The following is a 16,244-nucleotide window of genomic DNA, read 5'->3' on the forward strand; positions in this document are numbered from 1 at the left end:
ATAACAAATGTCAAGGTAGGATTAAAAGATGTTTAAATTCAACATAATACGCTTTCACATGCGGTGTCAAGAACAAGGCGATGGGGGTGCCAACCAGAAATTGAAGGAGCTACCGGAGATCGGTGTCTTGACAAAATCGGGGCATCCGTTTAAATTTGATTTAAACATTGTTTAAAACGGTGTTTAAACTAAAGAGAAAGCTGAGTGAGAGAATGCCAAAAACTGTGGAAAGTTCGATCGAAACCAAGGAATTTTCCATCCGTTCGATTATCGCGCCCCTGATGGCCGTGATCGTCGGGATGATTATGGTGATCTTGGACAGCACGGTAGTTAACGTGGCCGTACCGAAACTGGTCGACTTCTTCGCCACCGACTTGAAGACGGTGCAATGGACGATCACCGGGTATACGTTGGCATTATCTGCCGTGATTCCCTTAGCGGGCTGGATGACCGATAAATTTGGGGAGAAACGGATTTTTCTCATGACGATCGCGTTGTTTACGGTTGGGTCCGTGTTATGCGCCATGGCGCAAACGCCAGAGCAATTAATCGTATTTCGCATCATTCAAGGCCTAGGCGGCGGGATGGTATCGCCAATTGGGTTTGCGATGGTGTTTAAATTGGCGCCACCCGAGAAGCGGGGAGCGGTGATGGGGGCACTAGGCGTTCCGATGCTGCTGGCACCTGCGCTGGGGCCGGTATTGTCCGGTTGGCTGGTGGAGAACGTAAGCTGGCACTGGATTTTTCTGATTAATCTGCCGATCGGGATCCTAGCCTTTCTCATCGGGCTCCGATTCTTGCCTAAGTCCGAACGTCGGGAAGCACCGCAGCTTGATAAACTAGGGATGATTCTGGCTCCGATCGCTTTTGCGATGTTGACCTATGGAGTCAGCGAAGGGGGGACGAGTTGGACTTCGGCGACGACAATCATCGGTCTTAGCGTCGGAGCCCTTGCCTTACTTCTTTACATTCTCGTTGAAATTAGACATAAGCAACCACTCCTGGAACTACGGGTGTTCGGTTCATCCCATTTTACCCGGGGGATCATCCTGGTCTGGTTCGCTCAAGCGGCATTGTTCGGTTCAATGATTCTTACTCCGTTATACCTGCAACAAGTGAGAGGCTACAATGCCCTGGAGACGGGGATCTTCTTACTGCCTCAAGCGCTCATGTCGGCATTGTTCATGCCGATCAGCGGACGATTGTTTGACCGGGTTGGAGCACGTCCGCTGGCTTTTATCGGCCTCGGCGTCGTATCCACGGCATTGTTCCTGCTGTCGCGAATCACGGCAGACACTTCTTTGGCGATGGTACTGGTGCCGCTGGGCTTGCTGGGCAGTGGCATGGGGTTAACGATGATGCCGCTCAATACGCATATCCTTAACTCTGCGCCACGTCATTTGGTCGCCCGGGTTACCCCGCTTATGACGGCCGCGCAACAGGTGATCGTCTCCTTTGCGGTGGCAGGCCTAACGGGTTATCTAACCTCGCAGATTACTAGTCATATGACGAAAGCAGCGCAAGGCGGAAATCCGCTGGAAGCCGCGGCATCCGGCTTTGGAGATACTTACTTCCTGGCGGCATGCATCGCGGCGGTGGGATTCCTGCTGACCTTGATGCTGTCTAAACCGAAGCAGCAACCTGAAGCCGCCAAGGACCAAGCGGTCGAAGGAGCTCAAGCAGATCCCAGCTTGATGGCGGGACATTAAATCGAAAATGAAATGCGAAAAGCACTCTTTCCATTCGGAAAGGGTGCTTTTCGTTTACCGCCATTCGTTAGCTCGTAATCATTGCGCCTCCATTGACGTGAATCGTTTGCCCGGTCACGAAGCTGGAATCGTCGGAGGCCAGGAATACGTACACAGGTGCCAGCTCAAACGGCTGTCCGGCTCGCTTCATCGGGGTTTCGAGGCCGAATGTAGAGACGTATTCCGCGGAATAGCTGGAAGGGATCAGCGGGGTCCAGATCGGTCCCGGTGCCACCGCATTGACGCGGATGCCCCGATCGACGAGCGATAGCGCCAGAGAGCGAGTGAAGGAGACGATCGCGCCCTTGGTGGAGGAATAATCGATCAGCAACGGTGCGCCGGCGTAAGCGGTGATCGAAGCCGTGCTGATGATTGTACTTCCGGACCGTAAGAAGGGAAGCGCCGCCTTGGTCATATAAAAGTGAGGGAAAATGTTGGTAGCGTAGGTTTGGTGCAGCTGTTCGGTAGTAATGGCCTCAATCCCTTGCCCCTGAGGATATTGAACGGCTTGATTGAGCACCAAGATATCGATTTTGCCGAACTGCTGAAGGGTATGATGGATAACGGCTCTGCAGAAAGCTTCTTGACGCAAATCGCCGGGGATCAGCAGACAGCGTCGGCCCAACTCTTCAACGCGCCGCTTGGTGGCTTGGGCATCCTCGTGTTCGTAGAGGTACACGATAGCCAGATCCGCCCCTTCCTTGGCGAAGGCGATAGCCGTGGCCCGTCCGATCCCGCTGTCGCCGCCGGTCAGGATGGCGACCTTGTCCTTCAGTTTGCCGCTTCCGACATATGCGGGATTCTCCGAAATGGGGGGCGGCGCCATCAACGTTTGGAGCCCCGGTTGTCTCGGTTGATGCTGTGGCGGGAAGGTGATCGGCTGCTCCTCGCATACTGTTTTCGAACTGTAATAAGGGTACTTTGGAATCATCCTTTAGGTTCCTCCTGGAAATTAGTTCTGCGCTATCCTATTCATCGCTTGACAGTGTGGTGTATTCGCCCAAACAAGAATGTCTATATGACTTTTGTTACATAAGTCACATCGCATCTATGATAAATTTTAAAATTAAGAAAGATATCTTTTTGTGTGATGTTTTGCACTTATTTACGTCGTGATGAACTCGCATTTGCGAAGAAGGGAGTCAAGCGCGTGGTACAATTACCGAAATTAAACGAGCTGGGATTTTTTGAAATCCGTTTGGAATCCATTGGGGGGCTGGGTGCGAACCTGGCTGGGAAAATGCTGGCCGAAGCCGGGGTTGAAGGAGCCGGACTGAATGGGGTCAGCTTTTCTTCTTATGGCTCGGAGAAAAAGGGATCGCCGGTAAAGGCGCATATCCGCTTCTGCGATTTAGATACGCCGATCCGCGATACGTCGCCGGTGGAACGCCCGCATATCGTGGGGATATTTCAAGAGGCGCTGGCGAAGACGGTGAACGTGATCAGCGGGATTTACGAGGATAGTACGGTGCTGGTCAATTCGCGCAAAACCCCTCAGCAACTGAAGGAGAAAATGAAGCTGATTGGCGGCACGATCGCGGTCATCGACGCTACCGGCATCGCGCTGGAAGAGAAGAATCGGGTGAACATGGCGATGCTTGGTGCGATGTTCCGGCTTTGCCCGTTCCTTGATCCGGAAACGATGAAGGACGTCATCCGCAAATCGCTGGAGAAGAAATATCCGCAAACGGTAGCTCCGGCCTTGGCGACATTTGAGCGGGGCTACAACGAAGTTGTATTTGAAACCTTCGCTTTACCGGAAGGTGTCAGCATGCCGGCCTTCGTCCGGGCGGATACGCCGGTGCTTGGATATGAAACTCAGCCGATCGGCGGGATCGTCATCAATCCGGGGAACAGCATTCTGAAGGACCTCAGCATTTCCCGTTCCGGGATGATGCCGCACTTCAAAGAAGAGACATGTATTCATTGCGCCCAATGCGACAACGTTTGCCCGGATAATTGTTTCGTCTGGGAGGAGCGTCCCGACAAGAAGGGTCGTCCGCAAATGTTCCTCAAAGGGATCGACTATCAATATTGCAAAGGTTGCTTGAAATGCATTCATGCCTGCCCGACCGATGCTTTATCCGGGGAGCGGGAAGAAGAGGGGTACGCAGACTCGCATCGCGTGCCGCATCTGTTCGATTTGGCGATTCGCTAATTAAGCGGGAAAGGTGGTATTTTGACAATGGCGATCGATTTGGAAAAAGAACGCCGCTCCGGCACGATCGAGCAGCGCGTGGTTTATGAGTCGGGGAATGAAATGGCAGCCTATGCGGCCAGCCAGATCAATTATCATATTATGGGGTATTTTCCGATTTCCCCATCTACCGAGGTAGCCCAATTCCTCGATCTGATGAAAGCGAACGGTCAGCATGACATCAAGCTGATCCCGTCGGACGGGGAGCACAGCTCGGCAGGCATTTGCTACGGCGCTTCCACCGGCGGCGGCCGGGTCTTCAATGCGACAAGCGCCCAAGGTTATTTATACATGCTGGAGCAGATGCCGGTCCAATCGGGGACACGGTTCCCGATGGTCATGAACCTGGTCTGCCGCTCGATCTCCGGGCCGCTGGATATTCACGGCGACCATTCGGACTTGTATTTTGCGCTGAACACCGGCTGGCCGATTCTGATGTGCCGCGATCCGCAAGCCGTCTACGATATGAACCTGATGGCGATTAAGCTGGCCGAGGATCCGGAAGTCCGGCTGCCGGTGCTGGTGGCCTCTGATGGATACTTTACTTCTCACCAGAAACGGCGTGTACACACCTTCGCCAATCAGGAAGATGTTCTGAAATTTGTTGGCGATCGGCCACCGGGTAATTTCCCGCATACGCTCGACCGCAACAATCCGATTACGGTTGGCCCTTACATGAATGAACCGGATTACATTAATAACTGCTACCAGCAATCTGTTGCGATGTATAATGCAGAACATGTCTTCGAACGGATCGCAGGCGAGTATGCCGAATTGACCGGACGCGAATATCAAATGCTCGATCTCTATCGGATGGAGGATGCAGAAGTCGCGGTCTTCCTGATGAACTCGGCCTCCGAGATCATCAAGGACGTTGTAGACGATTTGCGCCGCCAAGGCATCAAAGCCGGCTCGATCGCGCCAAACATGATTCGTCCGTTCCCGCAGAAGCAAATCGCCGAGGCATTGAAGAACGTCAAGGCGATTACAGTTGGCGACCGCGGTGATTCCTACGGCGCTTATGGCGGGAACATGGTCAATGAGATCAAAGCCGCTCTGTTTACCCACGGCAATCATACGACTCAGGTGATCGGCCGGATTTATGGCCTTGGCGGCAAGGAGTTTTATGCCGAGGACGGGCATCACTTGTTCCAATTGGCGATTGACGCGGCGAAAGCGGGCCGGGTGGAAATCCCGTTCGATTACTACGGCCATACGCCAGGGGATCCGGAGAAGACACCGAAACGGGTGATGAATCCGCTGAAATTCGAAGACCTGAAGACCGGCTTGATCACGGTCACCAAGAATGAAGAAACCGGGAAGCTGGGTGTACGGATTCCGCCGCTGCGCGCGTTAACAAAGAAACCGAAGCGAATTGCACCGGGACACGGCGCTTGCCCGGGCTGCGGGATTTTCTCCGGTCTGGAGCTGTTCTTCAAAGGGATCGAAGGCGATATCGTCGCTCTGTTCCATACGGGTTGCGCAATGGTGGTGACGACCGGCTATCCGTATTCGTCTCATAAAGCGACATACATTCATAACCTGTTCCAGAACGGGGCGGCCACCTTGTCCGGCGTCGTCGAAATGTTCTGGGAGAGAAAACGCCGCGGCGAGCTTGACGAGTTAGGTCTCAAAGAAGATTTCACCTTCGTCATGGTTACCGGTGACGGCGGGATGGACATCGGTATGGGGCCGGCGATCGGCGCTGCATTGCGCGGTCATAAAATGATCATTATCGAGTATGATAACGAGGGATATATGAACACTGGGGCGCAGTTGTCGTATTCGACGCCGCTCGGTCATCGCACATCCACCTCGAACATCGGCAAGGTGCAAAAGGGGAAAGCGTTCCAGCACAAAGACACACCGCAAATCATGGCCGCAACGAATATCCCTTATGTCTTTACCGGCAGTGAAGCCTATCCGCAGGATTTGGTGAAAAAAGCAGCCAAAGCCCAGTGGTACGCGCAGAACGAAGGCTTGGTTTATGGTAAAATACTGATAGCATGCCCGCTCAACTGGATTTCGCCGGACGATCAGGGCACCAATATCATCGACGCGGCCGTCAACTCCTGCTTCTTCCCGCTGTACGAGGTGGAGCATGGGCAAACGACGATTACGTACAATCCGGAAGAGAAGAACAATCGCGTTCCGCTGACGGATTGGTTGAAGACGATGGGGAAAACCCGCCACTTGACCAAGCCGGAAAACGCCGAGGCATTGGCGGAATTCGAGCAAGAAGTGGAGCGGCGTTGGAAGGTTCTCCAAGCCAAACACGAAAACCCCTATTTGTAAGGTAGTTAAAAAGTCGTCTTGTGATCACGAAGCAGGACCAAGAAGGGGATTCGACTTCGAATCTTGAATTCAGCCGGGCCAAGCGTATGCTTCCGATGTATGTTTCCTACGGAAACATTTCTGTTGCTCACGTACCTCCATGTACGCTCCGCTACTCAGTCCTAGCTTCATCCAACCTTCTAGGTGCTGAAAATCCGACTTTTTGAACCTTTATTTGAAGCTTTCAAATTCAACCCGGAAGAAGCGGCTATGGCCGCTTTTTTCGTTAAGTAGAAGATGAACGAGTTTAGGAGGATATACGAATGGATCAACCATTTCGCGCGTATCGCGTACACCAGGACGAATCCGGGTTCCGTTCGGGGGTCGAGCGGTTAGACGTTTCGGCGCTTCCCGATGCCGATGTGACGATCAAGGTACATTATTCCAGCGTCAATTATAAAGATGGCTTGGCGAGTATTCCGGAGGGAAAAATCGTGAAAACCTTTCCGTTTATCCCTGGCATCGACTTGGCCGGAGAGGTCATGGCCTCCCGCGATGCACGATTCCAGCCCGGTGACCGGGTGCTATGCACCGGCTATGGGCTGGGCGTCACGCATGAGGGCGGGTTCGCCGAGGTCGCCCGCGTACCGGGCGACTGGTTGGTGGCGCTGCCGGATGGGCTCTCGCCCCGGGAAGCGATGGCGATTGGGACGGCCGGGTTTACGGCAGCGTTGTCGGTACGGCGGCTGCTGGACAACGGATTGGCGCCCGGACAAGGTCCCGTGCTCGTCCTAGGCGCCACCGGCGGTGTTGGCAGCATGGCCGTGGCGATCCTCAGCCGGCTCGGGTTCGCCGTAACCGCGGTCACCGGAAAGCCGGAATCGCGGGAGAAGCTGGTCGCGTTTGGTGCAGCCGAAGTCCTTTCCCGCGAGGAAGCGGCTTCGGGAGCCAAAGGCGTGCTCAGCAAAGAGCGTTGGGCTGCAATTGTCGACCCGGTGGGCGGTGCGATGACCGCTGACCTGCTTAAATCGGTACGCTACGGCGGATCTGTAGCCTTGTCGGGGCTGACCGGTGGCGGTGGGATCGAAACGTCCGTGTACCCGTTTATTTTGAGGGGGATTAATCTGCTTGGCATCGATTCCGTATTTTGTCCGGAGCCGCTGCGCCACCGACTTTGGCAGCTTCTGTCCGGCGAGTGGAAGCCGGAACAGGTGCTGACCGGGGGCATTACCGAGTACTCGCTAGAGCAGTTGCCAGAAGCTCTGAATACAGTTTTGGCCGGCAAAGCCATCGGCCGTCAGGTCATTTCCTTAAACTAATCATCCATATGGTATAATTTGGGGGCTGTTGAGACAACCTAACACCATCGGCTGAAGCTGGCTTACAAGCTAAGGGTAAAGGATGGGATGCCAATGAGATGGTGGAAGGTTGGATTGGGAATGGCCGTGGCGCTGTCATTGACGACAGGATGCGGCAACCTGCAGCGGGTAGCCAAGGATGAAATGAGCAAATATAATATGCAAAGCTACCGGCAGGGGAATGAACGCCAACTAACGAGCGGCACGACGCTTAACACAGCGATGCTGCAAGCCTTGAAAGCGGAATGCGCGCAGCGGGGGATTCGATTGACGCATGAAACCTATGCCGAAGGGCTGGACGGGAATATTAGCTACAGTTATTTTATTAACGGAGATGCGCGGCATTTTATCATCGTGCATGTGTTTCCCAATGAGCAGGATCGAATTCGCGAAATCTCCGAAATATACGGAAGCGAGGATGGAAAAGGAGAGATCGCGGCCAATTCGGTATCCAATCAAGCTTCGTTGATCTCAGCCAAGGGCAACACCGCTTTAGTCTACGCGTCAAGCGCACAGAAGGACAGCCAATACCGGGAGGAAATGAAGGCAGTATTCGGACAGTTACTGGAGCAAATGAGGGATCGTCCAGAGTAAGTGCCAATGGCCTGCCTATAAAAAAACCAACCGCTCCCCTTCGTTCCGGACAGGGAAGCAGTTGGTTTTTTCGCCTTTTACTTCTTGTAGATTTCGCGCATGACATGACGCAGCTCGGGTAGAATGATGCGCTGCATCGCCAGCTTGACGGCGCCCTGCGATCCGGGCATGGAGAAGACGGCCATATCGCCGATCGTTCCAGCAATCGCCCGGCTGAGGATGGCGGCCGAACCGATATCTTCGGTAAAGCTAAGGTAGCGGAAAATTTCCCCAAACCCTGGCATCTCCTTGTTGAGCAGGCTGCGTACAGCCTCGTAGGTGGTATCCCGCGGAGCGATGCCGGTGCCGCCGCTCAGCAGAACGGCTTCAATCGCTCGGTCAGAGGCCGCTTCCCTCAGCAGTTGGCGAATGCCGTCATAATCGTCTTTGACGATAGTATAGCGGGCAACATGATACCCGTTGTCTCGAAGCAGCTCTTGAATCAGCCGACCGCTCGTATCGGTCTCTTCCGTACGGGTATCCGAGACGGTGATGACCAGACATGATACCTCGTCCGGCGCTTCCATCCGGTGTTCATCGACGGATCTCATCGTGTTCGCTTCCTTTCTTTGGATGTTATTTACATTGTATCATGTTTGACGGACTTGGGTTGTACGGGAAATGTAGTTGCATGTCCTGTAAGGTTGGTGTAAACTCGCATTCATATGCATTTATGCTTTAGATTATCAGAGATGAGGTGGGAAATAGGGTGACACCCGTTTATATATTATCCGGTTTTCTAGGAAGCGGCAAAACGACGCTGCTCCAGCGGTTGATTCGTCATTGGATGGAGCAGGGGCTTCGTCCGGCCGTGATCATGAATGAAATTGGGGAAGTGAACCTCGATGGTCTGCTCGTTTCAAGCGAAGTACCGATGGCTGAAATGCTGGGTGGATGCATCTGCTGCACCATTCGCGGCGACTTAAGTGTGCAGATGGCAGAGCTGATCGAAGGGGAGAAGCCGGACTTGATCGTGATTGAGGCGACAGGTGCGGGGAATCCGATGGAAATCTTCGATGCGGTAACCGAGGTTTCGCTTTATCTCAAATTGGATATTAAGCCGATGGTCACCGTCGTCGATGCGGCCCATCTGGCCGATTTGCACGCATCGCAGCAAGGAAAAACGTACCGGCTCATGGTGGAGCAAATCCGGTGCGGCTCCGTGCTGGTTTTGAACAAAATCGACTTGCTTGAACCGGATCGTCAGCGGGAAATGTCGGAGTTCTTGCGTCGCACGAATCCTTATGCCCGAATCATCCCGGCGGTGAAATGCGATGTGGATTTGTCGCTACTATGGAAGGCGGCAGATGGGCAAAACAACACCGACCCAACAACTCAACGCGGTGCAGCGTACATACAAAACGGCGAAGCGGCTCAGAAGTCGGATCATTATCCTCTACACAATCATCATGATCACAGCCGCGATCAGAGCCATGATCATAACGATGCTCGCTACGAGGATCACAGACATGATCATAATCACGATAACAACGATGATCATAATCATGATCCCAACCACGCACATACCCACGCGTCGCACGAGCATGTCACTGTATACACGCACTATTTTGACGGGCCGGTGGACAGCGAGGACTTCGAACGTTTTATCGCCGAATTGCCCCGGGAAGTCTATCGTGGCAAGGGCGTCTTACGATTTACGGATACGGCCAGTCGTTTCCTGTTTCAGTATGCCTACCGGGAAGCCGATTACTTAAAAGTCACCCCTCAGGGGAATGTTCCCGATGTGGCTGTATTTATCGGCGAGCATTTCGACCGGAATGTGATCGCTCAGCAGTTGAAAGAACTGGAACGGAAGCAAGCCGAACCTGAGTAAGGCCAGACCTGGACTCGAAATTCCGAATACAATCCGCTAATTCGGCGAAAAGCGTGGATTGTATTCGGTTTTTCATATAGAATTCACTGGGTTTGGCGAAAAGGGCGGATTGTATTCGGTTTTTCATATACAATTCGCTGGATTCGTCGAAAAGGGCGGATTGTATTCGGTTTTTCATATACAATTCGCTGGATTCGGCGAAAAGGGTGAATTGTATTCGGTTTTTCATATACAATTCGCTGGGTTTGGCGAAAAGTGTGAAATGTATTCGGTTTTTCATATACAATTCGCTGGATTCGTCGAAAAGTGTGGATTGTATTCGGTTTTTCATATACAATTCGCTGGGTTCGGCGAAAAGGGCGATTTGTATTCGGTTTTTCGTATACAATTTGCTGAAATCGGCGAAATGGGTGAAATGTATTCGGTTTTTCATATAAAATCCGTTGGATTCGGATCATTTACGTGCATCTCGACGAGCTTGGGAGTGTGGTTGTGACCCGTGCAACGGAACGCATACCGTTGGGGAGATTGCCGAAGTGGTCCTTGCCAAGTTTGGGGAAAGCGCCGAGCCGCTTATGCCGCGCTTGAGTAAGTTTATCGAGATCCTGGAAGCCAACGATTGGCTCATTTGGGTGGGGTATGACGCAGAAAGCCAAGTTGAAATCAAGCGTTTGCCTTTACATCAAAAAAACAACCGTTCCTAAGGATGAAGGAACGGTTGTTTTTGTCTTCCCCATGCATTTAGCTCGGATTCGCTACCGGCGAGATTGCAGGTCCGGCTCCTGGAGCGGCTGGGGCCTCGGTAGTCCCCAACTGCAGCCGGTACATTTGATAGTACCGTCCGCCCAGGGCGAGCAGTTCTTCGTGTGTGCCGCGTTCGACGATTTCGCCGCGGTGCAAGACGAGAATCTGATCGGCGCTGCGAATCGTGGAGAGGCGGTGGGCGATGATAAACGTCGTCCGGCCGCGTTTCAGTACCTCCAGCGCGGATTGAATGAGCGCTTCGGTTTCCGTGTCGATGTTGGCGGTCGCCTCATCGAGGATGAGGATCGCCGGGTCGAACGCCAGCGCCCGAGCGAAGGAGATCAGCTGACGTTCGCCGGCGGACAGCGTGCTGCCTTTTTCCACGACCCGTTCGTCCATGCCTTTTGGCAAGTGGGCTAATATCCGGTCGGCGCCAACGTCGATCAACGCTTTCTCCGCCGTCTCGCGGGCAATCCGTTCATCCCCCAGCGTCACGTTCGAAAGAATCGTCCCGGTGAACAGGTACGGATCTTGAAGCACGATCCCCATATGCTGGCGGATCCATTGCTTCGGCAGCTCCGTTACCGGCTGTCCGTCGATCGTGATCGTGCCTTTTTGCGGGTCATAAAACCGGAAGAGCAAGTTGATGATCGAGCTTTTGCCGGAGCCCGTGTGACCGACCAACGCAACGGTCTGACCTTGCTTCGCCTCGAAGGAGATATTTTTCAGCACATAGTCCTTCTTGTAGGCGAACGAGACATCCTTAAACTCTACATTTCCTTTGTAGCGCGGCATCGAACCATCAACGACATCTTCGCCCGGTTCGTCCATCAGGGCAAATACCCGTCCGGCGGATACCATCGAGGAATCGAGGGCGGCGAGCTGATTGACCATCCCGGTAATCGGCTGAAACAATCGTCCAAGTACGTCGACGAAAGCATACAGCACGCCAAGCGATATCGCGCTCGTCGCGTCAAGCTGCGCCGAGCCGAAATACCAGAGCACGGTGGCAAACGCCAGATTACGAATCACATTCACCAGGTTGTGTGAAGTGAACGCGTTTAGGTTCAACATCTTGTTTTGGTGTTTCATATAATCATTGTTCAGGTTCTCGAATTCTTCCTTGGTCTGCGACTCGCGGCGGAAAATCCGGATAATCGACATGCCCTGGATCGATTCGTTAATGATGGCATTGATCTCGCTTAGCCGCGAGCGGATGATCGTGTTGTATTTCGTCGCGAACTTGCGATAGTAAACGACCCACAGGTAAATGATCGGAACAACAAACAAGCAGATGAGTCCGAGCCGTACGTCCAGGATAAACAAAGCGACGTAAACGCCCAGCATGTTGATGATTCCGGAGAAGAAGTTCGCCAATACGGCGATAAACAATTCCTTTACCGCCTCCGTGTCGTTGGTGACGCGGGAGACGACTTTTCCGGCCGGCAGATTATCGAAAAAATGCACCGGCAGCCGCTGAATATGAGCATAGACGTCCATACGCAGCTTGCGGATGACCTGGTTGGCCGAGGATTGCAGCCAGTAGGTTTTGCCGAATTCCATCACGATGGAAATGGCCAGAAACACGAGGTACCAGATGATGAGCGACATTATGCCAGGCACTTCCGGTTTGTAAAAAGCAAACAGGCCTGCCGCGCTTAGTTTTTGCGCCGGATATTGGCTGCTTACGCCGTTCTTTCCGGTCAGGGTCAGAACGCCATTGTCGTAACTGCGGTCACCGGAGACTTCCGGGACGGACGCATCAACGAACACGAAACTTCTGCCGACCTGCAGCACACGGACTTCGGCGCCTTTGACCTCGCTACCTGCGAAACGGTCGCCCCGTTTAAAGGTACGCCCATCGTAGTCAACGGTAGATGCGTCTTGCCCCGTTGTTTCGTAGAACGGTTGCTCGATCGCCAGCATGTGATTGTCGATCATCGAGCGGGCGATAAACGGCCCCGCCAGTTCGGCAGCCACGCCGATCGCCAGCATGACGAGCGCGAGGATAAATGTTCTTTTCGCCGTTAAGGCGTATTTGAAAAGTGCTTTTCCCGTATGGGTGTGCATGGTTTTAAGACACCTCCCCGTCAGTCAGGTTGGATTCCACCTGTTGACGTTCGTATTGTTCGCGGTACCAGCCGCCTAACTGCAGCAGCGTTTCATGGGTACCTTCTTCGATGATTTTGCCTTTCTCCAAGACGACGATCCAATCCGCATGTTCGATGGCGGAGAGGCGGTGCGTGGAGATGAGCGTCGTTTTGCCGGAGCGCCCACTGCGGATGTTCTCGATGATCCGCGCCTCGGTCCGGGCATCAACGGCAGACAAGGCGTCGTCGAGGATTAAGAGCTCCGGATCGGCGATAAACGCCCGAGCCAGGGAGACCCGCTGCTTCTGGCCGCCGGAAAGGGCGACGCCTTTCTCACCGACGAGCGTATCCAGGCCGTCAGATAACGTGCCGAGATCCTGATCGAAGGCCGCCGTGCGGATCGCTTCGAGGATCTTCTCATCGGATGCGCCCGGGTAGCCGAACTGGATGTTTTGCCGCACCGTCTTAGAGAATAGGATTTGCTCTTGCGGCACATATCCGATCCAGCCGTGAAGCTGGTTCAACGCGATTTGCTGAATCGGCACGCCGGAGATGCTCAGCTCGCCGCTGCCTGCCGGATATTCGTGTAACAGCTGCTTGAGCAACGTGGATTTACCGCTGCCAGTACGCCCGACGATGCCCAGTGTTTCGCCGCGTTTAATCGTCAAATCGATCTGTTCGAGATTGTTAATGGTCGAAGTCGGATAGCGGAAGGTGACATCCTTGAACACGATCGTCTCCGGCGTTTCAACGTGAACCGGATTCGGAACGTCTTCAACATCGGGCTTCACGTTCAACGTTTCGTTGACCCGGTCCAGCGATGCGCCGCCGCGTTGCATGACGTTAATCAGCTCGCCGATTGCAAACATCGGCCAAATCATCATCCCCAGGTACATGTTGAAAGATACGAGATCGCCCAGGGTCAATTCATTATGGAATACGAGATAAATGCCGTAGGTGAGACCAATCGCATAGCTGAGCCCAACACATAAACGGATCGTTGGCTCGAAATAAGCATCCACTTTGGCGACCGCCAAATTCTTCTTATAAACGTCTTCCGTTATATCCGCAAAACGTTGTTCATCATGACGTTCCTGCACATAGGCGCGAATGACGCGAATGCCGGCTACGGATTCCAATACCTGGTCGTTCATGTCCCCAAAGGCATCCTGCGCCAGAGTGTAACGCTCGTGGATGATCTTCCCATAAATTTTCATCGCTAAGGCGATGAAAGGGAGGGGAATGATCGCAGCTAGTGTCAGCTTCCAGCTGATCAGCGTGCTCATCGCCAGAAAGATCACGGTAAGGTACGCCGTCGAGTCGGTTAGCGTCAGCATCCCGAAGCCTACGGTGGTAGCAACCGATCTTAAATCGTTGGTCGCCCGGGCCATCAGGTCGCCGGTGCGGCTCCGCTCGAAGAACGGCGGTGTCATCCGCAGCAAATGGCTCATGAACCGGGTCCGCAGCAGCCGCTCGACGAGGTTCGATCCCCCAAACAGGGAATGCATCCATATGTACGTGATGAGATAGATTAAGATCAATACGCCGATAATGAGTAAAATATATTGAGTTAACGAAGCCCAAGTGACGGTGCCGGCCACGATCTCATCGATCGCGCTGCCCAGCAGCCGCGGCGGAGCCAGCTCCACAACGCCCACAAGGATGAGCAGGAACAAGCCGATAATATAACGTCTTTTTTCGCGCTTGAAAAACCAGCCCAAATTTTTTAATACCGAAAACATGATGGGGTTTCCTCCTTTGATTCCCGATTGCGTAGCTACCCGGAAAACCTCTACAAGTGTCCTAAACCAGCAAAAAACCGCAAAAAAGGCATATCGTCCGAAAACGATATGCCTTAAAACCATAACATATGTCGCGTCCGTTACTTATAGCAAGCAACCTTCGCGTGTATGATATCGCTTATACCCTTTAAAAGATAAGGGGCGGTCAGCGCATAGATTCATCCAAGCCTGCAGGGGTTGCTCCGGTATTTAATTGTTTGATGTGATGCGCATCGCGATACGCAGGCATAAATTTAAATTTCAACACCGTGCTCACCCTTTCTCATTTGGTAATTACTTGAAAGCGATCTCGTATGTTCCCGATTTTAGCACCGCATTAAAGAAGATGTCAAACGTTATTTTTCTCAGTAACTATCCAATAATCCCTAACCACATCGAACAAAGGTTTGGCTTTTTGCCCAGTTTCGTCTACAATAAAGCTAAAAGTTTGGATGTAACGGAATGAAAAGTTCGTATTTGTCACCGAGAAGATGGGATGAATGAAGAGGAGGAAGAAGCGGATGATTAACGTGAGTAATGAAGCTGCCGCATGGTTTAAGCAGGAGCTTGGACTTGAGGCGGGGCAGGCCGTACGCTTCTTTGCACGATATAGTGCGGGCGGCAAGCTGCACCCGGGATTCTCACTGGGAATTGATGTTGATCAGCCTGTATCACCTGGGCTCAAAGCGGAAGTCGAGGGCATCACGTTCTACATGGAGAACCAGGATTTGTGGTATCTGGACGGGTACCACCTTAATGTCACTTATGATCAGCAATTGGGCGACATTGAGTATGAATACGAGGCTGCGGCCCTGAATTAGGCTGAGCCGTTGTTCAGCGGCTTCGAAGCTAACGAAAGAACAAAAAGGCCCGTCAATTACGGGCCTTTTCCTTTGTTTGATGGAGCGGGCGAGAACGGCCCATCAAGCATCAAATGATGCTGTCTTCCATCGCATATTCAAAATCGCCGATATCGTAAACCTGCACCGGCACCTCTGCTTCGATAATCCGCCGGATCAGCTCGAGCTGATCGGTCAGGATCGGCACGTTCTCTCGCTGGGCAGTTAGCACGATTTCCGTTTCGATCGGATCGAGAAACTCGCCGTACTGCTCGTTGTCTACCGCGTTGACTACGGTCCAGGTCACATGATCGCCGAACAGGATCGAAGGGCTCTTGGACCAAGGGACGGTGAGCGCTCGCTCCAGTTTCTTGCGGTTCAGCGGTTCCTCGAGATAAGCGATCAATTCGCTGATTTTCTGCTTCACGTGCATATCGTCGACGGGGTCGTTCATGAGCGGCTCCGGACTGTTTTGAAATTCATAAAGCTCCATGACGGTGGTGTAAGGTACAATATATTCCACAGGCGCACCCGGCACCAGCAATTCACCATATATCGCCACCATCACGGCTTCGATCACAAATCGGCGTGACATGGTCATCCTCCTAAAACGGCCTGTTACTCGTAGCTGCCCATGAAATGCTTGCGACAACTCAATTTATTAAGGAGTATACCACAACCATTGGATAAATTCAGCTTTGTAGCGCGAAAATCGGCTTTTATCTAAGGAGAGGGGGCAACCGGAG

The 16,244-nt window shown here is 52.9% G+C and carries 13 protein-coding genes; 8 read left to right on the forward strand and 5 right to left on the reverse strand.

What is annotated here, in order from left to right; all coding sequences use genetic code 11:
• The first annotated feature begins 212 nt into the window (after positions 1–212).
• Positions 213–1,709, forward strand: a complete 1,497-nt coding sequence (locus tag IM700_RS16000; RefSeq protein ID WP_155607976.1) for a DHA2 family efflux MFS transporter permease subunit — start codon at positions 213–215, stop codon at positions 1,707–1,709.
• A gap of 67 nt (positions 1,710–1,776) precedes the next feature.
• Here IM700_RS16000 and IM700_RS16005 read toward each other — a convergent pair whose 3' ends face one another.
• On the reverse strand, positions 1,777–2,679 hold the full coding sequence (locus tag IM700_RS16005) for an SDR family oxidoreductase (RefSeq protein WP_193415263.1): 903 nt from the start codon (positions 2,677–2,679) through the stop codon (positions 1,777–1,779).
• Between the two features lie 219 nt (positions 2,680–2,898).
• Here IM700_RS16005 and IM700_RS16010 point away from each other — a divergent pair, with 219 nt between their 5' ends.
• The 4 genes from IM700_RS16010 (at position 2,899) to IM700_RS16025 (ending at position 8,171) form a co-directional block, all read left to right on the forward strand.
• The gene (locus IM700_RS16010; RefSeq protein ID WP_193415264.1) at positions 2,899–3,906 is read left to right on the forward strand and encodes a 2-oxoacid:acceptor oxidoreductase family protein; all 1,008 of its coding nucleotides are present in this window, start codon (positions 2,899–2,901) and stop codon (positions 3,904–3,906) included.
• Positions 3,907–3,933: 27 nt separating this feature from the next.
• Entirely contained in the window at positions 3,934–6,240 is a 2,307-nt protein-coding gene (locus tag IM700_RS16015; RefSeq protein ID WP_193415265.1) for a thiamine pyrophosphate-dependent enzyme, read from the forward strand.
• Positions 6,241–6,542: 302 nt separating this feature from the next.
• Positions 6,543–7,538 (forward strand): acrylyl-CoA reductase family protein, encoded by a 996-nt coding sequence (locus IM700_RS16020; protein WP_193415266.1) that lies wholly within the window; start codon positions 6,543–6,545, stop codon positions 7,536–7,538.
• 93 nt (positions 7,539–7,631) lie between these two features.
• Entirely contained in the window at positions 7,632–8,171 is a 540-nt protein-coding gene (locus IM700_RS16025; protein WP_193415267.1) for a hypothetical protein, read from the forward strand.
• A 77-nt stretch (positions 8,172–8,248) separates the two neighbouring features.
• Here IM700_RS16025 and IM700_RS16030 read toward each other — a convergent pair whose 3' ends face one another.
• On the reverse strand, positions 8,249–8,761 hold the full coding sequence (locus IM700_RS16030; protein ID WP_193415268.1) for a MogA/MoaB family molybdenum cofactor biosynthesis protein: 513 nt from the start codon (positions 8,759–8,761) through the stop codon (positions 8,249–8,251).
• A 158-nt stretch (positions 8,762–8,919) separates the two neighbouring features.
• Between IM700_RS16030 and IM700_RS16035 the strand changes: the two genes are divergently transcribed.
• Together IM700_RS16035 and IM700_RS16040 are read left to right on the forward strand one after the other, a co-directional pair.
• Complete coding sequence (locus IM700_RS16035) at positions 8,920–10,044, forward strand: CobW family GTP-binding protein (RefSeq protein WP_336244907.1); 1,125 nt, start codon at positions 8,920–8,922, stop codon at positions 10,042–10,044.
• A 536-nt stretch (positions 10,045–10,580) separates the two neighbouring features.
• A complete protein-coding gene (locus IM700_RS16040; protein WP_193415270.1) occupies positions 10,581–10,748 on the forward strand; it encodes a hypothetical protein in 168 nt (55 codons plus the stop codon).
• 37 nt (positions 10,749–10,785) lie between these two features.
• Here IM700_RS16040 and IM700_RS16045 read toward each other — a convergent pair whose 3' ends face one another.
• Together IM700_RS16045 and IM700_RS16050 are read right to left on the reverse strand one after the other, a co-directional pair.
• Positions 10,786–12,858, reverse strand: coding sequence for an ABC transporter ATP-binding protein (locus IM700_RS16045; protein ID WP_193415271.1), 2,073 nt, complete (start codon positions 12,856–12,858; stop codon positions 10,786–10,788).
• Between the two features lie 4 nt (positions 12,859–12,862).
• Positions 12,863–14,620 carry an ABC transporter ATP-binding protein gene (locus tag IM700_RS16050; RefSeq protein ID WP_155608817.1) on the reverse strand — a complete coding sequence of 586 codons (1,758 nt, stop codon included), beginning with the start codon at positions 14,618–14,620 and terminating at the stop codon, positions 12,863–12,865.
• Between the two features lie 560 nt (positions 14,621–15,180).
• On the opposite strand from IM700_RS16050, the gene IM700_RS16055 reads away from it, so the two are divergent.
• On the forward strand, positions 15,181–15,480 hold the full coding sequence (locus IM700_RS16055) for a HesB/YadR/YfhF family protein (RefSeq protein WP_155608818.1): 300 nt from the start codon (positions 15,181–15,183) through the stop codon (positions 15,478–15,480).
• Between the two features lie 109 nt (positions 15,481–15,589).
• Here the strand turns inward: IM700_RS16055 and IM700_RS16060 are convergent, their stop codons facing one another.
• A complete protein-coding gene (locus tag IM700_RS16060; RefSeq protein ID WP_059045177.1) occupies positions 15,590–16,093 on the reverse strand; it encodes a hypothetical protein in 504 nt (167 codons plus the stop codon).
• Positions 16,094–16,244 lie beyond the last annotated feature (151 nt).

The organism is Paenibacillus rhizolycopersici, assembly GCF_014947195.2.
GTDB classification, from domain to species: domain Bacteria; phylum Bacillota; class Bacilli; order Paenibacillales; family Paenibacillaceae; genus Fontibacillus; species Fontibacillus rhizolycopersici.

Coding starts and splice junctions, on each gene's coding strand:
- IM700_RS16060 (WP_059045177.1), bottom strand. CDS start 16,093: ATGTCACGCCGATTTGTGATCGAAGCCGTGATGGTGGCGATATATGGT.
- IM700_RS16025 (WP_193415267.1), top strand. CDS start 7,632: ATGAGATGGTGGAAGGTTGGATTGGGAATGGCCGTGGCGCTGTCATTG.
- IM700_RS16000 (WP_155607976.1), top strand. CDS start 213: ATGCCAAAAACTGTGGAAAGTTCGATCGAAACCAAGGAATTTTCCATC.
- IM700_RS16045 (WP_193415271.1), bottom strand. CDS start 12,858: ATGCACACCCATACGGGAAAAGCACTTTTCAAATACGCCTTAACGGCG.
- IM700_RS16050 (WP_155608817.1), bottom strand. CDS start 14,620: ATGTTTTCGGTATTAAAAAATTTGGGCTGGTTTTTCAAGCGCGAAAAA.
- IM700_RS16005 (WP_193415263.1), bottom strand. CDS start 2,679: ATGATTCCAAAGTACCCTTATTACAGTTCGAAAACAGTATGCGAGGAG.
- IM700_RS16020 (WP_193415266.1), top strand. CDS start 6,543: ATGGATCAACCATTTCGCGCGTATCGCGTACACCAGGACGAATCCGGG.
- IM700_RS16015 (WP_193415265.1), top strand. CDS start 3,934: ATGGCGATCGATTTGGAAAAAGAACGCCGCTCCGGCACGATCGAGCAG.
- IM700_RS16030 (WP_193415268.1), bottom strand. CDS start 8,761: ATGAGATCCGTCGATGAACACCGGATGGAAGCGCCGGACGAGGTATCA.
- IM700_RS16055 (WP_155608818.1), top strand. CDS start 15,181: ATGATTAACGTGAGTAATGAAGCTGCCGCATGGTTTAAGCAGGAGCTT.